General features: G+C 59.4%; 14 protein-coding genes and 4 pseudogenes. 11 read left to right on the top strand and 7 right to left on the bottom strand.

Annotation, left to right across the window (positions count from 1 at the left end):
* Positions 1 to 1,067: 1,067 nt before the first annotated feature.
* The 5 genes from G3N96_RS02980 (at position 1,068) to G3N96_RS03000 (ending at position 8,992) form a co-directional block, all read left to right on the top strand.
* Positions 1,068 to 2,129, top strand: coding sequence for an efflux RND transporter periplasmic adaptor subunit (locus G3N96_RS02980; RefSeq protein ID WP_346778871.1), 1,062 nt, complete (start codon positions 1,068 to 1,070; stop codon positions 2,127 to 2,129).
* An 11-nt stretch (positions 2,130 to 2,140) separates the two neighbouring features.
* The gene (locus G3N96_RS02985) at positions 2,141 to 5,299 is read left to right on the top strand and encodes an efflux RND transporter permease subunit (protein ID WP_206136179.1); all 3,159 of its coding nucleotides are present in this window, start codon (positions 2,141 to 2,143) and stop codon (positions 5,297 to 5,299) included.
* On the top strand, positions 5,296 to 6,744 hold the full coding sequence (locus G3N96_RS02990; RefSeq protein WP_206136180.1) for an efflux transporter outer membrane subunit: 1,449 nt from the start codon (positions 5,296 to 5,298) through the stop codon (positions 6,742 to 6,744). The genes G3N96_RS02985 and G3N96_RS02990 overlap by 4 nt, the downstream gene beginning before the upstream one ends.
* Before the next feature lie 157 nt (positions 6,745 to 6,901).
* On the top strand, positions 6,902 to 7,507 hold the full coding sequence (locus tag G3N96_RS02995; RefSeq protein ID WP_206136181.1) for a TetR family transcriptional regulator: 606 nt from the start codon (positions 6,902 to 6,904) through the stop codon (positions 7,505 to 7,507).
* Between the two features lie 275 nt (positions 7,508 to 7,782).
* Positions 7,783 to 8,992 (top strand): IS3 family transposase gene (locus G3N96_RS03000; RefSeq protein WP_206136182.1). Its coding sequence is split into 2 segments (ribosomal slippage): positions 7,783 to 8,108 and positions 8,107 to 8,992, totalling 1,212 coding nucleotides; the frame shifts between segments, so codons are not numbered across the junction.
* A 270-nt stretch (positions 8,993 to 9,262) separates the two neighbouring features.
* Here G3N96_RS03000 and G3N96_RS03005 read toward each other — a convergent pair.
* Together G3N96_RS03005 and G3N96_RS03010 are read right to left on the bottom strand one after the other, a co-directional pair.
* Complete coding sequence (locus G3N96_RS03005; protein WP_206136183.1) at positions 9,263 to 9,703, bottom strand: Wadjet anti-phage system protein JetD domain-containing protein; 441 nt, start codon at positions 9,701 to 9,703, stop codon at positions 9,263 to 9,265.
* A 465-nt stretch (positions 9,704 to 10,168) separates the two neighbouring features.
* Positions 10,169 to 11,056, bottom strand: coding sequence for an SDR family oxidoreductase (locus G3N96_RS03010; RefSeq protein ID WP_206136184.1), 888 nt, complete (start codon positions 11,054 to 11,056; stop codon positions 10,169 to 10,171).
* 99 nt (positions 11,057 to 11,155) lie between these two features.
* On the opposite strand from G3N96_RS03010, the pseudogene G3N96_RS39065 reads away from it, so the two are divergent.
* Positions 11,156 to 11,479, top strand: a pseudogene (locus G3N96_RS39065) (helix-turn-helix transcriptional regulator); the annotation flags it as partial.
* Between the two features lie 56 nt (positions 11,480 to 11,535).
* On the opposite strand, the pseudogene G3N96_RS39070 reads toward G3N96_RS39065, so the two are convergent.
* Positions 11,536 to 11,961 (bottom strand): annotated as a pseudogene (locus G3N96_RS39070) (transposase); the annotation flags it as partial.
* Positions 11,962 to 12,033: 72 nt separating this feature from the next.
* Here G3N96_RS39070 and G3N96_RS03020 point away from each other — a divergent pair.
* A pseudogene (locus G3N96_RS03020) lies at positions 12,034 to 12,210 on the top strand (recombinase family protein); the annotation flags it as partial.
* Positions 12,211 to 12,393: 183 nt separating this feature from the next.
* Here the strand turns inward: G3N96_RS03020 and G3N96_RS03025 are convergent.
* A complete protein-coding gene (locus G3N96_RS03025; RefSeq protein ID WP_206136186.1) occupies positions 12,394 to 13,284 on the bottom strand; it encodes a DMT family transporter in 891 nt (296 codons plus the stop codon).
* A gap of 11 nt (positions 13,285 to 13,295) precedes the next feature.
* Positions 13,296 to 14,351 carry a hypothetical protein gene (locus G3N96_RS03030; RefSeq protein WP_206136187.1) on the bottom strand — a complete coding sequence of 352 codons (1,056 nt, stop codon included), beginning with the start codon at positions 14,349 to 14,351 and terminating at the stop codon, positions 13,296 to 13,298.
* A 326-nt stretch (positions 14,352 to 14,677) separates the two neighbouring features.
* Here G3N96_RS03030 and G3N96_RS03035 point away from each other — a divergent pair, with 326 nt between their 5' ends.
* The gene (locus G3N96_RS03035) at positions 14,678 to 15,196 is read left to right on the top strand and encodes a MarR family transcriptional regulator (RefSeq protein ID WP_206136188.1); all 519 of its coding nucleotides are present in this window, start codon (positions 14,678 to 14,680) and stop codon (positions 15,194 to 15,196) included.
* A 120-nt stretch (positions 15,197 to 15,316) separates the two neighbouring features.
* A pseudogene (locus G3N96_RS03040) lies at positions 15,317 to 15,529 on the top strand (contractile injection system protein, VgrG/Pvc8 family); the annotation flags it as partial.
* On the opposite strand, the gene G3N96_RS03045 reads toward G3N96_RS03040, so the two are convergent.
* Together G3N96_RS03045 and G3N96_RS03050 are read right to left on the bottom strand one after the other, a co-directional pair.
* A complete protein-coding gene (locus G3N96_RS03045) occupies positions 15,504 to 15,809 on the bottom strand; it encodes a complement resistance protein TraT (protein ID WP_241022446.1) in 306 nt (101 codons plus the stop codon). The pseudogene G3N96_RS03040 and the gene G3N96_RS03045 sit on opposite strands and share 26 nt — an antisense overlap.
* Before the next feature lie 251 nt (positions 15,810 to 16,060).
* Positions 16,061 to 16,231 (bottom strand): hypothetical protein, encoded by a 171-nt coding sequence (locus G3N96_RS03050; RefSeq protein WP_206136189.1) that lies wholly within the window; start codon positions 16,229 to 16,231, stop codon positions 16,061 to 16,063.
* A gap of 1,087 nt (positions 16,232 to 17,318) precedes the next feature.
* Between G3N96_RS03050 and G3N96_RS03055 the strand changes: the two genes are divergently transcribed.
* Together G3N96_RS03055 and G3N96_RS03060 are read left to right on the top strand one after the other, a co-directional pair.
* A complete protein-coding gene (locus G3N96_RS03055) occupies positions 17,319 to 17,798 on the top strand; it encodes a DUF2844 domain-containing protein (RefSeq protein ID WP_206136190.1) in 480 nt (159 codons plus the stop codon).
* Between the two features lie 121 nt (positions 17,799 to 17,919).
* On the top strand, positions 17,920 to 18,528 hold the full coding sequence (locus tag G3N96_RS03060) for a hypothetical protein (protein ID WP_206136191.1): 609 nt from the start codon (positions 17,920 to 17,922) through the stop codon (positions 18,526 to 18,528).
* Positions 18,529 to 18,533: the final 5 nt, after the last annotated feature.

Genomic DNA, 18,533 nt, shown 5'->3' on the forward strand with positions numbered 1-18,533 from the left:
GTCGTTTCCGCCCCAGGCAGTCGCGCCTTGCAGTCGACGCGCTCGGCCTGTGCATGGGAATGGGAATGGTCGTCGGCATCGCATGTCAACAATATTCAACGTTCGTTGAATAAAATGATATCGCAAAAATGACCGTGGGTGAAGCGTGCCCACGGCCGCTTCCCGCCGTCATGCCCTCCACGACTGGTTATCGCGTCGATCCCGCCGACGCCACGGGCCGGCGGTAGCGCTGTCGACACGCTCGCCAGGTTCGACGCCGATCGTTCGTCCGGGCGGTTTGATCGCTGAAGTCCTGTGCCTGCTGGAGCACCTAGCGTCTCGGTGCCCCGATCTGAGTGGCGCTTCTATCTGCCTGCGTGTTCCGCCACGCGAGAGCCGCCTGCCGTCTGGCTTGGCGCTGCCACGAGCGCCGTTACGTCGCATGGCGTGACGACGGAACGGTTGACAGAGCTGCGGCGGATGCCCTACCATCGCAATAAATCAACGAGTGATGAATAATGTTCAGCCATGAAGATTCTGGCCGTTGGGGACGGATAACACAGAGCGCTCTGCTTCCGCCCCGGCACGACAGGCGACCGAGCCCCCCGGCTCCATGCCCGCCACGCCGGGGGAATGTCCCCTCGCATCGCTCGCTCATTCGTACGAGTGAGTCGTTGCGTCGGGTAGCGCGTTAGCGGGCGGGACGTTCTAGACCGTTAACGTCATTTCTTATAAATCAGTACACCTACTGAACTGGTGGGAGTCATGCTGCGCGCAGAAATCGTCGAATCCAGTGCTGCTTGCCGATATGAGGTTGCGAACGGCGGATCGTATGCACGTCGCACTGCCGGATGCGTCGGACAGGCGTCCATATGGATAGACAAACGGGACTTGTCGTTCAGCCCGGCGCGCGGAGGGATTTCCCCACTGGCTGCCGGTTTCGCAACGTTGAGATAGAGAAACATGAAACGAACAGTGAGGGATGTTGTATGTACCGGATGATCATTCCCAAGAGGCGTGCCTTACTCGCGACGTGCGTCGTCGTCGGATCGATGGCCGTCGCCGGGTGCCAGAAGAAGGAAGCCGCCGTGGCGGCCGTCCCCGAGGTCGGCGTGGTCACGCTGCAGCCGCAGGAGATCACGCTCAAGTCGTTGTTGCCGGGGCGGGCGAATTCGTGGCGTGTCGCAGAGGTGCGTCCGCAGGTCAACGGCGTGATCAAGCGGCGGCTCTTCGTCGAAGGCGAGAATGTCAAGCAGGGGCAGCAGCTTTACCAAATTGACGATGCGCCGTACAAGGCCGCGTACGAGAAGGCGCGGGCCGCGCTGGTATCGGCGCAGCATCTCGCCGAGCGCAATGAAAAACTGCTTGCCGATAACGCGGTGAGCCGCCAGCAGTACGACGATTCGGTGTCCTCGTACCGCCAGGCGCAGGCCGATCTCGATACCGCGAAGGTCAACCTGGACTATACGAAGGTCTACGCACCGATCACCGGGCGCATCGGCCGCTCGCTCGTGACGGAAGGCGCACTGGTCACGAACGGCCAGGCCCAGTCGATGGCCGTCATCACGCAGCTCGATCCCGTCTATGTCGACGTGACGCAGTCGTCTTCCGACATGCTGCGCCTGCGCAAGGAACTCGCAGACGGCCAGTTGCAAACGGTTAGCGCAGGGGCAGCCAGTGTCGGGCTGTTGCTCGAGGACGGCACGTCTTATGCGCACGGCGGCACGCTGAAGTTCTCCGAAGTCAGTGTCGACGAAGGCACGGGTTCGGTGACGTTGCGTGCCCAGTTCCCGAATCCGGATCACCAGATCCTGCCGGGCATGTTCGTGCGAACGAAGCTCGACGAAGGCGTCAAGCGGGACGCGATCCTGGTGCCGCAGCAGGGCATCACGCGCGATACGACCGGCACGCCGGTGGCCTGGGTCGTCGGCGCCGACGACAAGGTGCAACTGAAGCAGCTTGCGGTGGACCGGACGGTCGGCAATACGTGGCTCGTCCGCTCCGGGCTGAATGCGGGCGAACGCGTGGTGACCGAGGGCGTGCAGAAACTGCAGCCGGGCATGAAGGTGGTCGCGGTACCGGCGACGAACGTCCATGTCGACCTGGGTGATGCGCGCATTGCCGCGCCGTCTACAGCAAACGGCAGCTAGTCGGAGCGCGCATGTCACAGTTCTTCATCAGGCGCCCCATCTTTGCGTGGGTGATCGCCATCGTCATCATGCTGGCCGGTTATCTGGCGATTCGTTCGTTACCTATCAACCAGTATCCGAACATCGCGGCACCCGCGGTGTCGATTACGGTCAGCTACCCGGGTGCGTCCGCACAGACGGTTCAGGACACGGTCGTCCAGCCGATCGAGCAGCAGCTCAACGGCCTCGACGGGCTGCGTTACATGTCGTCGGAAAGTAATGCCGACGGCAGCATGACGATCGTCGCGACGTTCGACCAGGGCACCAACCCCGATATCGCGCAGGTCCAGGTGCAGAACAAGCTGTCGCTCGCGACGCCGCTTCTGCCCCAGGAAGTGCAGCAGCAGGGGATTCGCGTCGTCAAATACCAGATCAACTTCATGATGGTCGCGGCGCTCGTTTCCGAAGACGGGAAGATGTCGAGCGGCGACCTCGGCAACTATCTGGCGTCGAACCTCCAGGATCCGATCCTGCGGACGAAAGGGGTGGGCGACTACCTGCTGATGGGTTCGCAGTACGGGATGCGGATCTGGCTCGACCCGGCGAAGCTCGACAGCTATTCGCTCACGCCGCTCGATGTCACGAACGCGATCCGGTCGCAGAACGTCCAGGTGTCGTCGGGCCAGCTCGGCGGCCTGCCGACGCGGCGCGGCGTGGAGCTGAGCGCGACCGTGATCGGCAAGGTGCGCCTGCGTACCGCCGACGAGTTCAAGCAGATCCTACTCAAGGTGAATGCCGACGGTTCGCAGGTCAAGCTCGGCGACGTCGCGACCGTGAGCCTCGGGCCGGAGAACTACTCGATCTCGAGCATGTACAACGGCAAGCCGTCGGCCGGTATCGCACTGCGTCTGGCGACCGGGGCGAACCTGCTCGAGACGGTGGAATCCGTCAAGAAGCTGCTCAAGGAACAGGAACCGCTGTTGCCGCCGGGCGTGAAGATCGTCGTTCCGTACGATACGTCGCCGGTCGTTCATGCGTCGATTCACGAGGTGGTCAAGACGCTGATCGAAGGCATCGTCCTCGTGTTCCTGGTGATGTACCTGTTCCTGCAGAACATCCGCGCGACGCTGATTCCGACGCTGGCGGTTCCGGTCGTGCTGCTGGGTACGTTCGGCGTGCTTGCCGCGTTCGGCTTTACGATCAACACGCTCACCATGTTCGGCATGGTGTTGGCGATCGGCCTGCTGGTCGACGATGCGATCGTCGTTGTGGAGAACGTCGAGCGCGTGATGACCGAGGACGGGTTGAGCGCGCGGGACGCGACCAGCAAGTCGATGGGGCAGATCCAGGGCGCGCTGGTCGGCATTGCGATGGTACTGTCGGCCGTGTTTCTGCCGATGGCGTTCTTCGGCGGGTCGACGGGCGTGATCTATCGCCAGTTCTCGATCACGATCGTGTCGGCGATGGCGCTGTCGGTGCTGGTTGCACTGGTGTTCACGCCGGCGTTGTGCGCGACGATGCTCAAGCCGGGCGATGCCGATCATCAGGCGAAGAAGGGCTTCTTCGGCTGGTTCAACCGGACGGTCGACCGGGGTACCGACCGCTACGAAGGTGCAGTCGCGGCGATCCTGCGCAAGAAGGGGCGCTACATCGTCATCTACCTGCTGATCGTGGTCGGCATGGGCTTCCTGTTCACGCGCATTCCGACGGCTTTTCTGCCGGACGAAGACCAGGGGACGTTGTTCGTCCAGATCCAGATGCCGGGCAATGCGTCGGCGGAACGGACCGAGGACGCGTTGACCAAGGTGCGCGACTACCTACTGACGGACGAAGCGGATGTCGTCGAGTCGGTCTACACCGTGAACGGCTTCAACTTCGCGGGGCGCGGGCAGAACTCTGCACTGGCATTCGTCGGGCTCAAGCCGTGGGCCGCGCGCAAGGGTAGCGACACCACTGTATTCGGGCTTGCACAGCGTGCGGGTACGGCGTTTTCGAAGATCAAGGACGGCATCGTGATTCCGATCGTGCCGCCCGCGATCATGGAGATGGGCAACTCGCAGGGCTTCGACGTGTACCTCCAGGACCGTAACGGTCAAGGCCACGACGCGCTGATGGCGGCACGCGACCAGTTCCTGAAGCTCGCGCATGAAAACCCGCTGCTGGCCAACGTTCGCCCGAACGGCATGAACGACGAGCCGCAGTTCCACATCGATATCGACGATGAAAAGGCGCGTGCGCTGCAGGTCAGCATCGCCGACATCAATGACACGATGACCGCCGCCTGGGGTTCCCAGTACGTGAACGACTTCGTCGATCGCGGCCGTGTGAAGAAGGTGTATGTCCAGGGCGTGCCGGATGCACGCGTGGGTCCCGAGGATCTCTACAAATGGTATCTGCGCAACAGCAGCGGCCAGATGGTGCCGTTCTCGGCGGTCGCGTCGGGGCACTGGGAATACGGTTCGCCGAAGCTCGAGCGGTACAACGGCATCCCGGCCGTCGAACTGCAGGGCCAGCCGAAAGCCGGCCACAGCTCGGGCGAAGCGATGCAGGAGATCGAGAAGATCGCGGCGCAGCTGCCGAACGGATTCGGGCTGGCGGTCACGGGGCTGTCCTATGAGGAGCAGTTGTCGGGCTCGCAGGCCCCGGCGCTCTATGCGCTATCGATCCTGATCGTGTTCCTCTGTCTTGCCGCACTGTACGAGAGCTGGTCGGTGCCGTTCTCGGTGCTGATGGTTGTGCCGCTCGGCGTGATCGGCGCCGTGGTCGCCACGCTGGCGCGCGGCCTGACGAACGACGTGTTCTTCCAGGTGGGCCTGCTGACGACGGTCGGCCTGTCGGCGAAGAACGCGATCCTGATCGTCGAGTTCGCGAAAGAGCTGTACGAAAAAGAAGGCATGTCGTTGATGCAGGCGGCCGTTCAGGCGGCGCGGCTGCGGCTGCGCCCGATCATCATGACGTCGATGGCGTTCGTACTCGGCGTGCTACCGCTCGCGATCTCGAACGGCGCCGGCTCGGGCAGCCAGCACTCGGTCGGCACGGGCGTGGTCGGCGGGATGATGACCGCGACGTTCCTGGCCATTTTCTACGTGCCTCTGTTCTATGTGCTGGTGACGGGCCTGTTCTCGCGCGGCAAGACAGGCAAGGCCGACAAGGCCGACGACATCGACAAGGTTGACGAGGTGACCGCATGAATATCCTGAAACTCGCGGGGTTGCCTGCGGCGCTGCTGGTGGCGAGCTGCACGATGATCCCAACCTATCATCGTCCCAACCCGTCGGTCGCCGCGCAGTATGCGGCGGCCGCGCAAGACCTCGCCGGCAAACCGTCGGCCGCGGAACTCGGCTGGCGCGACTTCTACACCGATCCGCGCCTGCAGGCGCTGATCGGCATGGCGCTGGAAAACAACCGCGACCTGCGCGTGGCCGTGCTGAACATCGAAGCGGCGCGCGCGCAGTACCGGATCCAGCGGGCGGACCTGCTGCCGACGCTGTCGGCCAGCGCGTCCGGGTCGATCCAGCGGCTGCCGTCGGACCTGTCGACGACGGGGCAGGCCGGGGTCACGCGGTCCTACGACGTCGGGGGCGTCGCATCGTACGAGCTGGACCTGTTTGGCAAGATCCGCAGCCTGACGGAGCAGGCGATGCAGACCTATCTGGCGACCGAAGCCACGCGGAAGGCCACCCAGATCAGCCTGATCGCCGAGGTGGCCACCGCGTGGCTGACGCTGCAGGCCGACCAGGAAATCAAGTCGCTGACGGCCGACACGCTCGCCAGCCAGCGGGCGTCGCTGAAGATCGCCGAATCGGGGTACCGGAACGGCACGTCGTCGCTGCTCGATCTGCGTCAGGCCGAGACGACCGTCCGTGCCGCGGAAGCGAATCTCGCGCAGTACGACCGGCAGGCGCGGACCGACATCAACGCGCTGACGCTGCTGGTCGGCGCGCCGCTCAACGACGCGCTGCTGTCGCGCGAATCGTTGGCGACGGTGCGGCTCGACGAGGATCTGCCGGCCGGGCTCCCGTCGGATCTTCTCGCGCGGCGGCCGGACATCATGGCGGCCGAGCGTCAGCTGATGGCGGCCAACGCGAACATCGGCGCCGCCCGCGCGGCGTTCTTCCCGAGCATTTCGCTGACGGCCAGCGGCGGCACGGCCAGTGCGTCGTTGCGCAACCTGTTCGATCCCGGCAGCGCGGCGTGGTCGTTCGGGCCGACGATCAGCGTGCCGATCTTCGACTACGGGCGCAATAGCGCGAACTTGGCCGTCTCGAAGGTCAAGCGCGACATCGAAGTCGCGACGTACCAGAAGGCGGTTCAGACGGCGTTTCGCGAAGTCTCCGATGCGCTCGACGGGCGTGCGACCTGGGGCCAGCAGGAAACGGCCCAGCGCCTGCTGGTGGAGGCGAGCCAGTCGGCGTACCGGTTGTCCGACGTACGCTATCGCGAGGGTGTCGACGGCTACGTGAACGTGCTCGTCAACCAGCGGTCGCTGTACGACGCGCAGCAGAATCTGGTGAAGGTTCGACTGGCGCGGATGACGAACACGGTCGATCTCTACCGCGCATTGGGCGGCGGCTGGCAGGACCGGACTGTGAAAGCCGACGTGCCGACCGGGCAAGCCGCGAATCCGCCGGGTTGACCCGTGTGCTGATGTAAAGCAGGACACCGTAACGGGCCCGTTACGGTGTCTCAGGACGCGTGCCACGACACCCGGAGCACGCAATCGCATGCCCTTGCCGGGCCTCTGCGATGTGACAGGCGAACCATCCCGATGCGGATGGACGTTCGGAAACGTTATGGTAAAACGAACCCGTGAACAGGCACAGGCGACACGGGCCATCATCGTCGAGTCGGCACAGGGCGTGTTCTTCGATCATGGCTTCGCGCATGCGTCGCTTGAGGAAATCGCCCGCCGGGCCGGCGTCACGCGCGGGGCCGTGTACTGGCACTTCGAGAGCAAGCTCGACGTGCTCGATGCAATCTTCGTCGATGCGGCGATTCCGCTGGATCCCTTCCTGATTACATCGCGACACGATGCCGAGCATGACATCGACGCGCTGATCGATGCACTCGGTGCGTGCTGGCGGATGGCGACACGTTCGAAACTGTCCCGCCGCTTGTACACGCTGTCGTACACACGATGTGAAAACGCAGTGGAAACGGCAGCCTTTTGCGACCGGGTTCGTCAGGCCGCGTGCCATGCCGAACAGTGCATTGAAGCTTGGGTGCATCGTGCGATATCGATCGGACAGTTGACGAGCGAGCGCGAACCGGCAGCGATTGCCAGTGTGGTTCACGCCACGCTGAGCGGATTGCTGCACCGGGAATTGACGCGACCAGGGCGTCGCAATCCGGACATGACTGAAATCACCGAAATCGTCCGAACCTTAATTCAAGGATAAATGCGTCAGACGCGCAGCGAATGGTGTTGTGCGCGTTCGCAACCGAATCCGGCTTCCCCCGCCGTCCTCGGGGGCAGCAGTTTGCTGCTCCGATACATTTGCACATTTTTGCGGAGAGAAAATTTGAATGAGCGTTTGCACGGCAACCCGCTGCATCGAACGCGTACAGTGGGCGAGGTGGCTGGACAGCCCCCTGAAACACCGGACACAGCCTCTCACTTAAACTAGCGGGTAGGCATAAGACTGTGTTTTTGACTAACACCAGGCAGGAAGTGATGGAAGTGTTGGCGGGCCCGGAGCGTCGCCGGCGCTGGACGGCGGAGCAGAAGCTGGCCATGGTGCGGGAGAGCTTCGAACCGGGGAAGTCGGTTTCGATGGTCGCGCGCCAGCATGGCGTGAACCCGAACCAGCTGTTCCATAGGCGCAAGCTGTACCAGGACGGGAGCTTGTCGGCGGTCAAGGCTGACGAGGAAGTGGTCCCCGCATCCGAGCTGGCCGATGCACTTAAGCAGATTCGCGAGCTGCAGCGGATGCTCGGCAAGAAGACTATTGAGAATGAGATTCTCCGCGAAGCAGTCGAGTATGGCCGAGCAAAAAAAGGATAGCGCACTCGCCCTCGCTGCCGGAGGACGACCAGTGAAACTGGTTTGTGAAGTTCTCGGCGTGTCGCGCTCGAACGTATCGGCACGACTGTCGCGTCCGGCGACGTGGCGCGATGGCCGTCAATCTCGGCAGACCGACGATGCGAGCGTAGTCGAAGAAATCCGCCGGGTCATCGGCGATTTGCCCAGCTATGGCTATCGCCGGGTATGGGGCTCGCTGCGCAATGAACGCATTGCTGCAGGACGGGTGCCGTTCAATGCGAAGCGCATCTATCGCATCATGCGAACTCATGGTCTGATGATGCAACGTCGTCCAACTCCGCCTCGGCCGCAACGTCGGCACGATGGCAAAGTGGCCGTGGCGCGCAGCAATCAGCGATGGTGTTCGGATGGCTTCGAGTTCCGCTGCGACAACGGCGAACCGTTGCGGGTGACGTTTGCGCTGGACTGCTGCGACCGCGAAGCGATGAGCTGGGCGGCTACGACAGCAGGCCACAGCGGCGACATCGTGCGCGACGTGATGCTGGCCGCAGTGGAAAATCGGTTTGGCAACGAATTGCATACACCGTCCGAAATCGAGTGGCTGAGCGACAACGGTTCGGGCTACACGGCCGACGAAACGCGCCGGTTCACAGCGGCCATCGGCCTGAAACCATTGACCACGCCGGTGTGTAGCCCGCAAAGTAACGGGATGGCCGAGAGCTTCGTGAAGACGATGAAGCGCGACTACGTTGCCTTCATGCCGAAGCCGGACGCAGCGACTGCTGCACGCAACTTGGCCATCGCGTTCGAGCATTACAACGAGAAGCATCCCCATAGCGCGCTGAAATACCGCTCGCCTCGCGAGTTCCGGCGCTCAATGGATTCAGCAACCTTAGTGTGACGCTGTGTCCGGGATTACAGGGTCAACTCCAGCAAGTGCGCTGAATAATAGAGGGCTGTCACATAGCAGCCTTTCTTTCCACTGAACGTGAATCGGCTTACCTAGCTGGTGACTATTGCCCCTGCAATTTTTGCTGACTTGCCGGGGCGGTCTACCGGTCATTGGCGCAGTTCGCCAGCGCAACGGGTATTCTACTGTCGACCACCAGGGGTTCCTGTTCCAACCAAAGGCGCTTCCGAGCCCGATTCTTTACGAGTTTTGGCGCTTCGCTTAAGTCCAGTTTCTAGGCTCAACACACTCGGTCCCAAAGTCGGGTATGAACCATTTCAGGTTCGGGCGATGGTCTCGTAGTCTCAAAAGGATGCGTACGCCATTGGGATCGAGGTCGCCAAAATGAACAATCGGCGTCTCGGGATCCACCCGGGCAAGTAAGTGCACGACAGTAGTAGCGTCCCAGCCTGGGACATGCGCGATGAGCCGTCCATCCAGTTCAGGAAGATCGCGCCAGGCGCCTCGGTTTTCCACTAATAGCACTGCCCGCAGTACGCCTTCAAACGTAAATCCATCCAGGAAGGTTCGCTCGGGGATCGGTGCTTCGCCGAGCAAACGAGCAAGGTCACACAGATCCAGCGTTCCTTGTGCGGTTCGCGCGCAAAGTCCGCGTGGTGGACGCAACCGCAGCAGACCATCATGTGGTTTCAGTGTCTGCAAGTGCTGCTTGCCGCCGTGGCGTTAGGTTCGCTTTGGTGTGCGGTGCGGCAAGAGCAATTGCTGTGCGACGCGCAGGAGCAGTTCGTCACGGACTTCGTGGCAGCCTGGAACAAAGTGACGAATGCCGATCTCTTTGATCAGGTAGTTCGAGCCCAATAGATGCGCAGGCGCGGTTGGCTAGCAGCCGCGCCCGATGAGATTACAAACCGCTTTTCGTCACGAGGCGGTCGTCGACGTCCACTCGACGCTTGAGCAGAAAGCCGACATCATGTGCAATGCGACGGGAACGGCTTCTTGCTGGTGACGGCTGTTGAGCGACGCAGTGCTGAATGCGGCAGCGGAGGGCGACACGGGCCGTGCCGTTCCCAGACTTGGCGCACCGCTGGAACGAGTAAGCGGGCGAAGGCCGCGAGGTTTTCGTGCCCGCTTGACGTTCTCGCAACGTGGCTGGATGCGTCGTACGACTCAGGCGTACTGCGCCTGCGCCAGATCAGACAGAAGCGATGGCCCAGTCGGTCTCCAGCTGAGACGCGCCTGCGTCAGGGCGCTGGAGGCAGGCATGTCCATTCCGGCGAACATGCCCATCCAGCCGAAGTGGGCTTGCGCCCCTCCAGCAGCGATGGACACGACGGGCAGGCCGAGGCCTCGGCCGAGCGCTTCCGCAATGTCGCGGCTGCGGATGCCTTCTTCGCCCACCGCGTGATATCGCGCACCCGGTTCCGCGTTTTCGATCGCGAGCCGGTAAAGCCGCACGACGTCGGATAGGTGGCCCGCGGGCCAACGGTTGCGCCCTTCGCCGACATATGCGACAGCGCCTTTTTCACGAGCGATCGCGATCAGCGGCGTGACCAGTCCCTGCTTGTGCGCGTCGTGGACCTGCGGCAGGCGCAGCACGGACGCGTTGACTCCGGCGTCGAGCAGCGCCTGTCCCGCGAGTTCCGAGCCGATGCGCGGATTGGGATGGCTCACGTTGAACACGTCTTCACGCGCGAGTTCGCCGTGCGCGCCGCTGCCGACGCCGGTGCCCGAGGTGACGAGAAGTGGCCGGTCCGAGCCGCGCAACACGGAACCGAGCGCGTCGATCGCGCGCTTGTCCTTCTCACAGTTTTCCTGGAAGCGTGAGAAGTCGTGATCGAACGCGAGGTGGATCACAGCGTCGACGTTCGCGGCGCCGCGTTTGAGGCTGTCCACGTCTTCAAGCGTGCCATGGTGCGGCTCGGCGCCGGCCTGCCGGAGGGCTCGTGCACCGGCGTCGGACCGGGTCATCCCGATGACCTCGTGCCCGGCGCGAATCAGTTCAGGAACAAGGGCCGAGCCGATGAATCCGGTCGCGCCCGTCAAGAAAATGCGCATTACTGACTCCCGTCTGGTGTTGACCTGCGCACTATCTGTCGATTTCTTATTCCGTTAAAGTAGTGACATTATCATGATAAAAGCGGTAACAGGATACCCATACCCGTCAGTTTGCCAAGATCGCTCGGCGAGCTCCTGAAGAGCCGCCGCACCCGGCTTGACGCCGCGAGCTACGGTTTTTCGGGGCGCCGCCGAACGCCTGGCCCGCGCCGCGAAGAAGTGGCCCAACGCGCGAATATCAGCCCGACGTGGTACACATGGCTGGAACAGGGACGCGGCGGGGCACCGTCCGCCAGCGTGCTGGAACACATTGCCAGCGCGCTGATGCTGACCGACTCCGAGCACGAACATCTCTTCCTGCTCGCGCTGGGTAGGCCGCCGGAAGTGCGATACCGAGCTGTCAGCGACGTGAGTCCACGGTTGACCACGCCGTCGTCGTGGACCTTGACCCGCAGCGCATCGAAGAACACCACCGGATACATCGTCTCAAGCGGTAGGCTTTGCCAGCTCAACGCCTCGGCCATCACCTCGTCGGTGACCGAACTGATGAAGTCGGGAGACACTTCGGTGCCGTAGCTCTCGGCCAGAAATGCCTGAATCTCGCGCACGCTCATGCCGCGGGCGTACATCGCGATGATGCGTTCGTCAAAGCCAGTAAAGCGGCGCTCACGCTTGGGAATCAGGATCGGCTCGAAGCTGCCGCCGCGATCACGCGGGACGTCGACGCGGGCCGCGATCGGTGATGACCGTCTTGCCGCTCGCGCCGTTGCGCTCGTTGGCTTGCCCGGCCGGCTTGGACTGGCCCGACGGGTAGCCAGGTGCAGATTCATCTCGGCGTCCATTGCGCGTTCGGTGATCGCTTTGTTGAACGCCAACATCAGATCCTGGACCTCGGTCGGCGTCATCGGCCCCTTGACCAGTTGGTCCAGCAGTTCCTTGGGCAGTTCAGGCAGCGGCCCGCGGGCCGCTGCCGCTGCCTGACGCGCGACAGTTTACCTTTTCTTCTTCATCGGCATACGCTCGTCGTTACCAAGCTGGATCGACTGGTCCGCGATACAACTGACGTGCTCGCGACTGTCGAGCAACTGGCCAAAATGGGTGTTCACGTTCATTGCCTAGCTCTCAAGGGCGTCGATCTGACCAGCGCATCGGGAATCTGCAGTGATTTTAAGGCGGGGCAGCAACTGGCGGAAAATAAAGACGCCAACCTCAGACGCCTACCGCGCGAGATGCTCGCCGATTTATTGTTGGCGGTCTTTCCCGTGAAGAGCGTAGCCAACTTAAGCCCGATTGCAATCTTTACCAATAAAGTATTACGTTTGAGAATTCTCCACCCACTACGCCTTTGCTGGATGAGGCTCGACTGTGCCCGAGCTGCGTGTGATGGCGATAGAAGAGGCAAGGATCATCAGAAAACCTATGAAATTCTGGAAGCTGATGGTCTCGGAGAGAAACAGCACCGACATTGACGCACCGAATATCGGGGTTAGGCATAGCAGAATGGCCGATAAGCTTGTGGGTATATATCGCATTCCCCGTAGATAGAAGTAGAACGAAAGTCCGTACGACAGCGCGCCCGACGACAGTGAATAGAAATTGAACTGTTCGAGTTTGAACGAAAGGCGGCTTGTCCCCGCGAGGTATCCCAGAACGAGCAACACGCAGAAGCTCAACTGCCACAAGAGGAGTGACTCAGGGCTGTTTTTCCCGCTGACAATTCGCGAGGATAAGGTGACGTATGCGGCCGCGAAAAATGTGCCGAGCAATACTAGCCAGTCTCCCGAGTTGATCGATATGCCTGCGAAGATGCTCTCCTTTGTCGTTACGAGTACCGCACCAAGCGTTGCTAGGCAACCCCAGAGCAATACGTTAGGCGACACACGGTCGCGGAAGATGGAGAAGGCGAGCCCAATGATCATTAATCCCTCCATCGCTTGAAGGATTGTGGCGTTGATTGCGCTCGTCTTGCTCAACCCGATCAAGACGAGATAGAACGCCACGCCGGGTTCCAATATGCCGAGCCACCCGTGCTTCCATTCGCGTAGGGATAGCTTCCGACCGAGCACGACGAGTAGGAGGATGCATCCCCATGCGGCGATCAACTGAATCGCAAACAGCGTTGTTTCGTTAACGTCGCGAAGGCTACGCTTGCTGAGGACCATCCCCCCCCCCCAACAGAGCGTGGCCAGTATGGTTAGCGCCACACCTTTTTGTTTGCTCGATCGCATGTTCGTGGATGTTAGTAGATCAGGTCCGGCGAGTTAACTGCTCGGATCGGCGGGAACGGATTGAAGTAGATGGCCTCGTGGTCGACGGGATATCCGTGAAACATCCCGAAATCGATCGAACCAAGTTCGCACTGTCGCGCGGTAAAGTATTCGATCGTCAACCACTTCCAGTCCTCGATGCTTGGATCGCCGAGCGCAGTCGGCACTTCCGTTAGGCGCCGGGGAATCAGGATGTCAGTGTGGTAGCGCGCAGTGTAGTTCGCGATCGAGAAATTTTCGGGGACCGTCGATGGGCGCAGCCCAAATGGGCAGGTGTTCTTCGGGTCGATGTTGTGCCAACTCGTTGTGGCTGCACTCGGTGCGCTGATTCCGCCGTTTCCGATCGACTGCCATGCCAATCTGCGGATGTCATCGACCGCTTCATCGACGTTTTTGAATACGCCTTTGCTTACAAGGTTGTTTGCGTAGTGACCGACCGCATTGATCGATATCAATGCACCGCCGGGGATGCGGCGATCATGGTTGGAGGTCAGGTGAGCAGTTGTATGGAAAAAGTTGATGCCGGCCTTGAAGAGATACAGTTTCTCGTCCACCTTGAGCGGTGCAGCCTCGGTGTAGATCACGTCTGGCTGAATCGGTCCAAACTCATGAAAGATGAGATCGGAGAAACGAGTGAAGATTTCCAGTAGCTGAGCCGACGGCGGGATGCGGCTCAGCTTCTCTACGTTCAGAAAATAGAGAACAGCATCGCTCTCGCCGCGCGCGCATTCGTCTTTCCACTCGCGTCGGCATCGTCTGAGATACTGCTTGAGGTATTCATCTCCCCTCGCGATATCTTGCTCATCAACGACGACGACCGAGATTTGAATCCCTCGTTTTCCGGATGACCCCAATCGGCCTAGGATGCACGGCTGGTACTTCTTTGCCCACGAAAACAATATTTCTTTCTTCTCGCTCTTGGTGGTTGACGCAAACAGTTTGCGGTTGGTTTCATCAATATCCGGGCCATACGAAGCATGCTCGCCTTCGTGGTATGGCGCTGTGCCGATCAGCTCAAACAATTGCATGAAATTCCCCAGATTGCATTGCGAAAGGCAGCACGTCCCCTCACCGCCCTGCGGGGCAGTGTTCGTGGCGTAAAAGATTTGCTAAGCTGGTTAAGTGCTAAAGCGCGGCGGCGCACCCGAATGCGCAGAACAGCGGGCGTTCCGTGGTAGCCCGTGGATGGTGGGTATGGTTGTGAGGAGCGACTTCATCAAACTCTCCGCTAGTGCAGCCCCGGCGCTATCCCGATTGTCGGCGAGCAATTTTTTCCGACTGTCTCGGACGACGGAATTGTGTTCTGTACAATGACGATATGTGCGTCGTACATACACATACTAATTTGACCTTTATGGAAAAGCAACGGCTCGACAATTTACTCGGCGCGCTTTCGTTGGCGCTCATGGATCGGCTCCGGGAGGCGATCGTGTCAGTCTCCGAGTTGAGTGAGACCGCGGTCTTCGCGCTGGTGCTGTTAAGCCAGCGCCCGGCCGTGACGATTGACGTGCTGGCGAAGCAACTCGCGCTCGCTCACTCCACGGTGGTTCGCCTGGTTGAGCGATTGGTCGAGGATGGCTACGTCGAGCGGAGCTCGGGTACTGACCGGCGCGCAGTGCTTTTGTCGCTAACCCAGGCGGGCAGAGATGTTGCCAGCATGGTTCTCGATGCACGTCGAAAAGCGATCGGGACGCTGACCGATCATCTGCCGGAGGCCATGCAAGTTGCATTGGTCGGAATTTGCGAGCATCTCCTCGAGCGAATGTCGGTTGACTCGTTAACGTCGGTTCGAAATTGCCGCCTGTGCGACGAAAAGGCGTGCGATCTTGAGCGCTGTCCCGTCGAGAAGAAGTATCGACTTCAGGTGTCGTGATGAACTCAATACCTATCTCGGATGCGATCCGTTGACCAATCGGGCGTCGGCGTACGACACCGAGTTTCAAAACTCATTGGTTCATCCCCGTGACTAAGAAGCGGCCATCTTCGAGTGCGGATTCAGCGGGTCACGGCCCCGTTTGCGGTTCCCGTCTATCGTCCGGTCCACGGTTTCGTGCATCGGGTCGCCTATTGGGGTGGAAACGGTGGTCTTTCCACGTCCCAGATCGAATTTTCGTCGGCGCTGGTCTTCCTTGAGAAAACCCACAACGAAGAAGGCTGGCTCGAGAAAGACGCCCGCGAGATCATTTCCGACGTGCTTGATCGGTATGGCCGCACGTCAGACACCGGTAGTTGTCGAATACGTTGTCGTCGAGCACGCCTCCGACAGCCGAGCCGGCGACAGAGCAGGCCGCGCTGCCGAGCAGCCCGGCAATGACGGCACCGGCCAGTCCCCCGAACACTGCACCTACCGGTCCACCGATTGCTCCCACGGTGGCACCTGCTTCAGCACCGGATAACGCCACGGCGACGCCACCGGTTGCACCAGCGGCGCTGCCGATCGTGCTGCCAGCGCGTCGGCCGATATTGAGCGTGTCGATGCGCGTCAAGCCGCAATGTGGACAGCCATGTGCATCCGCTGGAGGCGAGGCAGCTTCCTCCGCCAAGGGTGTGGTGCATAGAAGAAGTAGTCGCGCGGCGGCTCGCGACGTGTTTCTGGTGCGTATGACACGGGCTCGAAAAGCGGTTCGTCAAAATCGGGCGATGCGAACGACGGATGAAGGGATCGCGCGCGGTTCGACGATGCAGCGGTCGATCCACGAAGGACGCCCAAAGCATGATCGGGGTACGGTGCCTGCGCTTACCACTCATCGTGTTCGTCGATCGAAGGAAACGACGAGGGAGAGGGCGCTGGGGTTTGAGGGGGCGTTGGTCGCTTCTTGGTCGCGAGCCAGTAGCAGCCGAGCGCGAACATCGCGACGCGTATGAGAGCCAGGCCGATCAGCACGGCGGCGTACAGGGTGGGATTCACAAAGTCTCCTGAACGAGGTGCGCCAATGCGAAAGTGCATCGGTGGAACGGCCGTAGCTGGCTGTGTTCAAGAAAGTGATATGTAGTTAAAAAAACTAGACCGAGAGCACGATGTGTTTGGCCAAATAGGTCATATGTCTATTGGTGCCAACGACGGAATATACGGGCAGTTAGAATTTATGAGGCGCCGGGAGCGATGAGAAATGCCGTACGGTCGCGACTCGCGATCACTTGCCCACTGCCACTCCACGTGGTGCCGGTTTCCGGGTCCACGTATTGCGCAGTTGGCTTGGTTTGCCTTTACAGACTTTGGGTCTCGCAAATTTCGTGAGATGTGGTTTTAAATTCGGCGATCAGATACTTGACCTCCGCGATCGAACCTCGAGCGTCTGCAAGCCGGGTGTCAAGAATACCGAGTTCGAGCAGTACAACGAGAACCCCATCGCGCCTGAAATACTGCTCGGCTTACGAATTCCTGCATTCGACGGTTTCGGCGCCCTTAGTGTGATGCTGTGTCCGGCGTTGCACTTGCATCTCCGTGCACCATTTGAGTGTGCACGTGACGATTGCATCAAATCTGCTGTTATGACCTGCATTGTGTCGAAAATAGAAATAATAGGGGGTGTCAATTTCATAGCCAAAGTTGTATCATCAGACAAATATATGGTAATGTTTTGAAACATCGTGGTCGCCTTGGAAATTTTTTGAAACATTTCTACGCAATTCGTCCCGTTGATCATGTAGCGAAATCCTCAAATGACCATTCGCTCGGTTGAGTTAGGAAAGGTGCAAGGCTTATCAATTTTCAATATACGCGAAGTGAGCCTTATTCCTCTTGACAAGAGTTCATTCGGTTGACTGCAGCTTCAAAGCCGAAGGAACTGTAGTCTGGCATCAACCAATAAATAGCAGCTCTCGATGTAATAGAAAATTCAGCGCAGAATTACTCTGAGAATGACTTTCGCTGCGTATGTGAGTGAATTTCTGTGAGAAAACGACATTGCGTATTTTGTCGTTAATGCGCGACAGCTTTTCGGGCGAGAACGATTATTTTTACACCAGCAGCACTTATCATTGGAAATCGGGGAATGAAAAAGCGAATCTCTATCCTTGCAGGATTTATCTCTCTCTCCGCAATTCTTTTTGCGTTATCGAGTCCGGTGCGCGCGGAACTCGGAGCGGCTCCCCGGCTTCCTGCATCCGGGGAAACGTATTCAACGACAAATAATTCCAGTTATTCAGTTAGACAGACAAATTTGATCGGTGGAACCGTCTTGCGGGAATATATCGACCAATACAACACAGTGTTTGCGGTCGCTTGGGATGGACCAAATGTTCCGGATTTGGCCTCATTGTTTGGAATATATTTCAACGAATACCAAAAGGCGCTGCAGGATTATCAGGCGGCGTGTGAGCAATCTAACTATCGGTCTTGTCCGCGAGGCGTAGTTAACCTTCAATTGAGTGATTTTGTGAGCCATCAAGGCGGACACATGCGCTCGTTCTATGGGCAAGCATGGTTGACGGATTATCTTCCGACAGGCGTGCAGCCAAGTGCGATCTGGTGAGAAAGTCTTGTGATTGTTTGTAAGACGTGGGCTTGGCTATTTCCGACCATGTTTAGGCTGGCTTCGATTTGAAGGGATGGGGATGCCAATGAGAGTGGGGGAAAGTAGATTGAGGAACCACTTGCAAAAAGTGATGTTGATTTTTTGTTTCTGCTTGCCGATATTTTACGCGAACGCAGAGGTTGAATTTGGGGGCAAAGATGTTGCACCTCCGACAACAGCTGACGACGTTCTGAAAAATATTCTCGCCATTGTCGATCACGGTGATCTTGGGGACGTGAAGTTTTATTCCGAAAAATTGGGCGTTGTTATGAAAGGAGATGGAGTCGGTGAAGTTCGAATTCCTGACGCGCCGTGTGGATTGTCATCGGATAAAACATACAGAAGTGGAGTTGGGCAATATTTTTACTTCTCAAAAATCCCTTGGTATTTTTCTTCTTATGATGGGATAAGGAGTTGGTGCGACAGGCCGTATCGAAAGGAGTTTAAGCAGGATGGGGAGGTTGAGATTTTTTCTCGTGCTCGATTCGATCAAAGCAAGATTTGCATCTCTGAAGACAATGTAAAGAGATTTTTTAAAGACGGAAGCTACTCTCTTGACAGGGGTGTTTTTGAGATGAGCTATACGTCACCAAATGTTGGTGGCATAACTTTGGAAATGGCTTCAACGTCGCAAAAACCGCAATGTCTAATTTACGTTGGATTTCATCAAGTCAAACGTGTGAAATAGGGAAA

The organism is Burkholderia sp. Se-20373, from assembly GCF_017104705.1.
Classification (GTDB): Bacteria; Pseudomonadota; Gammaproteobacteria; order Burkholderiales; family Burkholderiaceae; genus Burkholderia.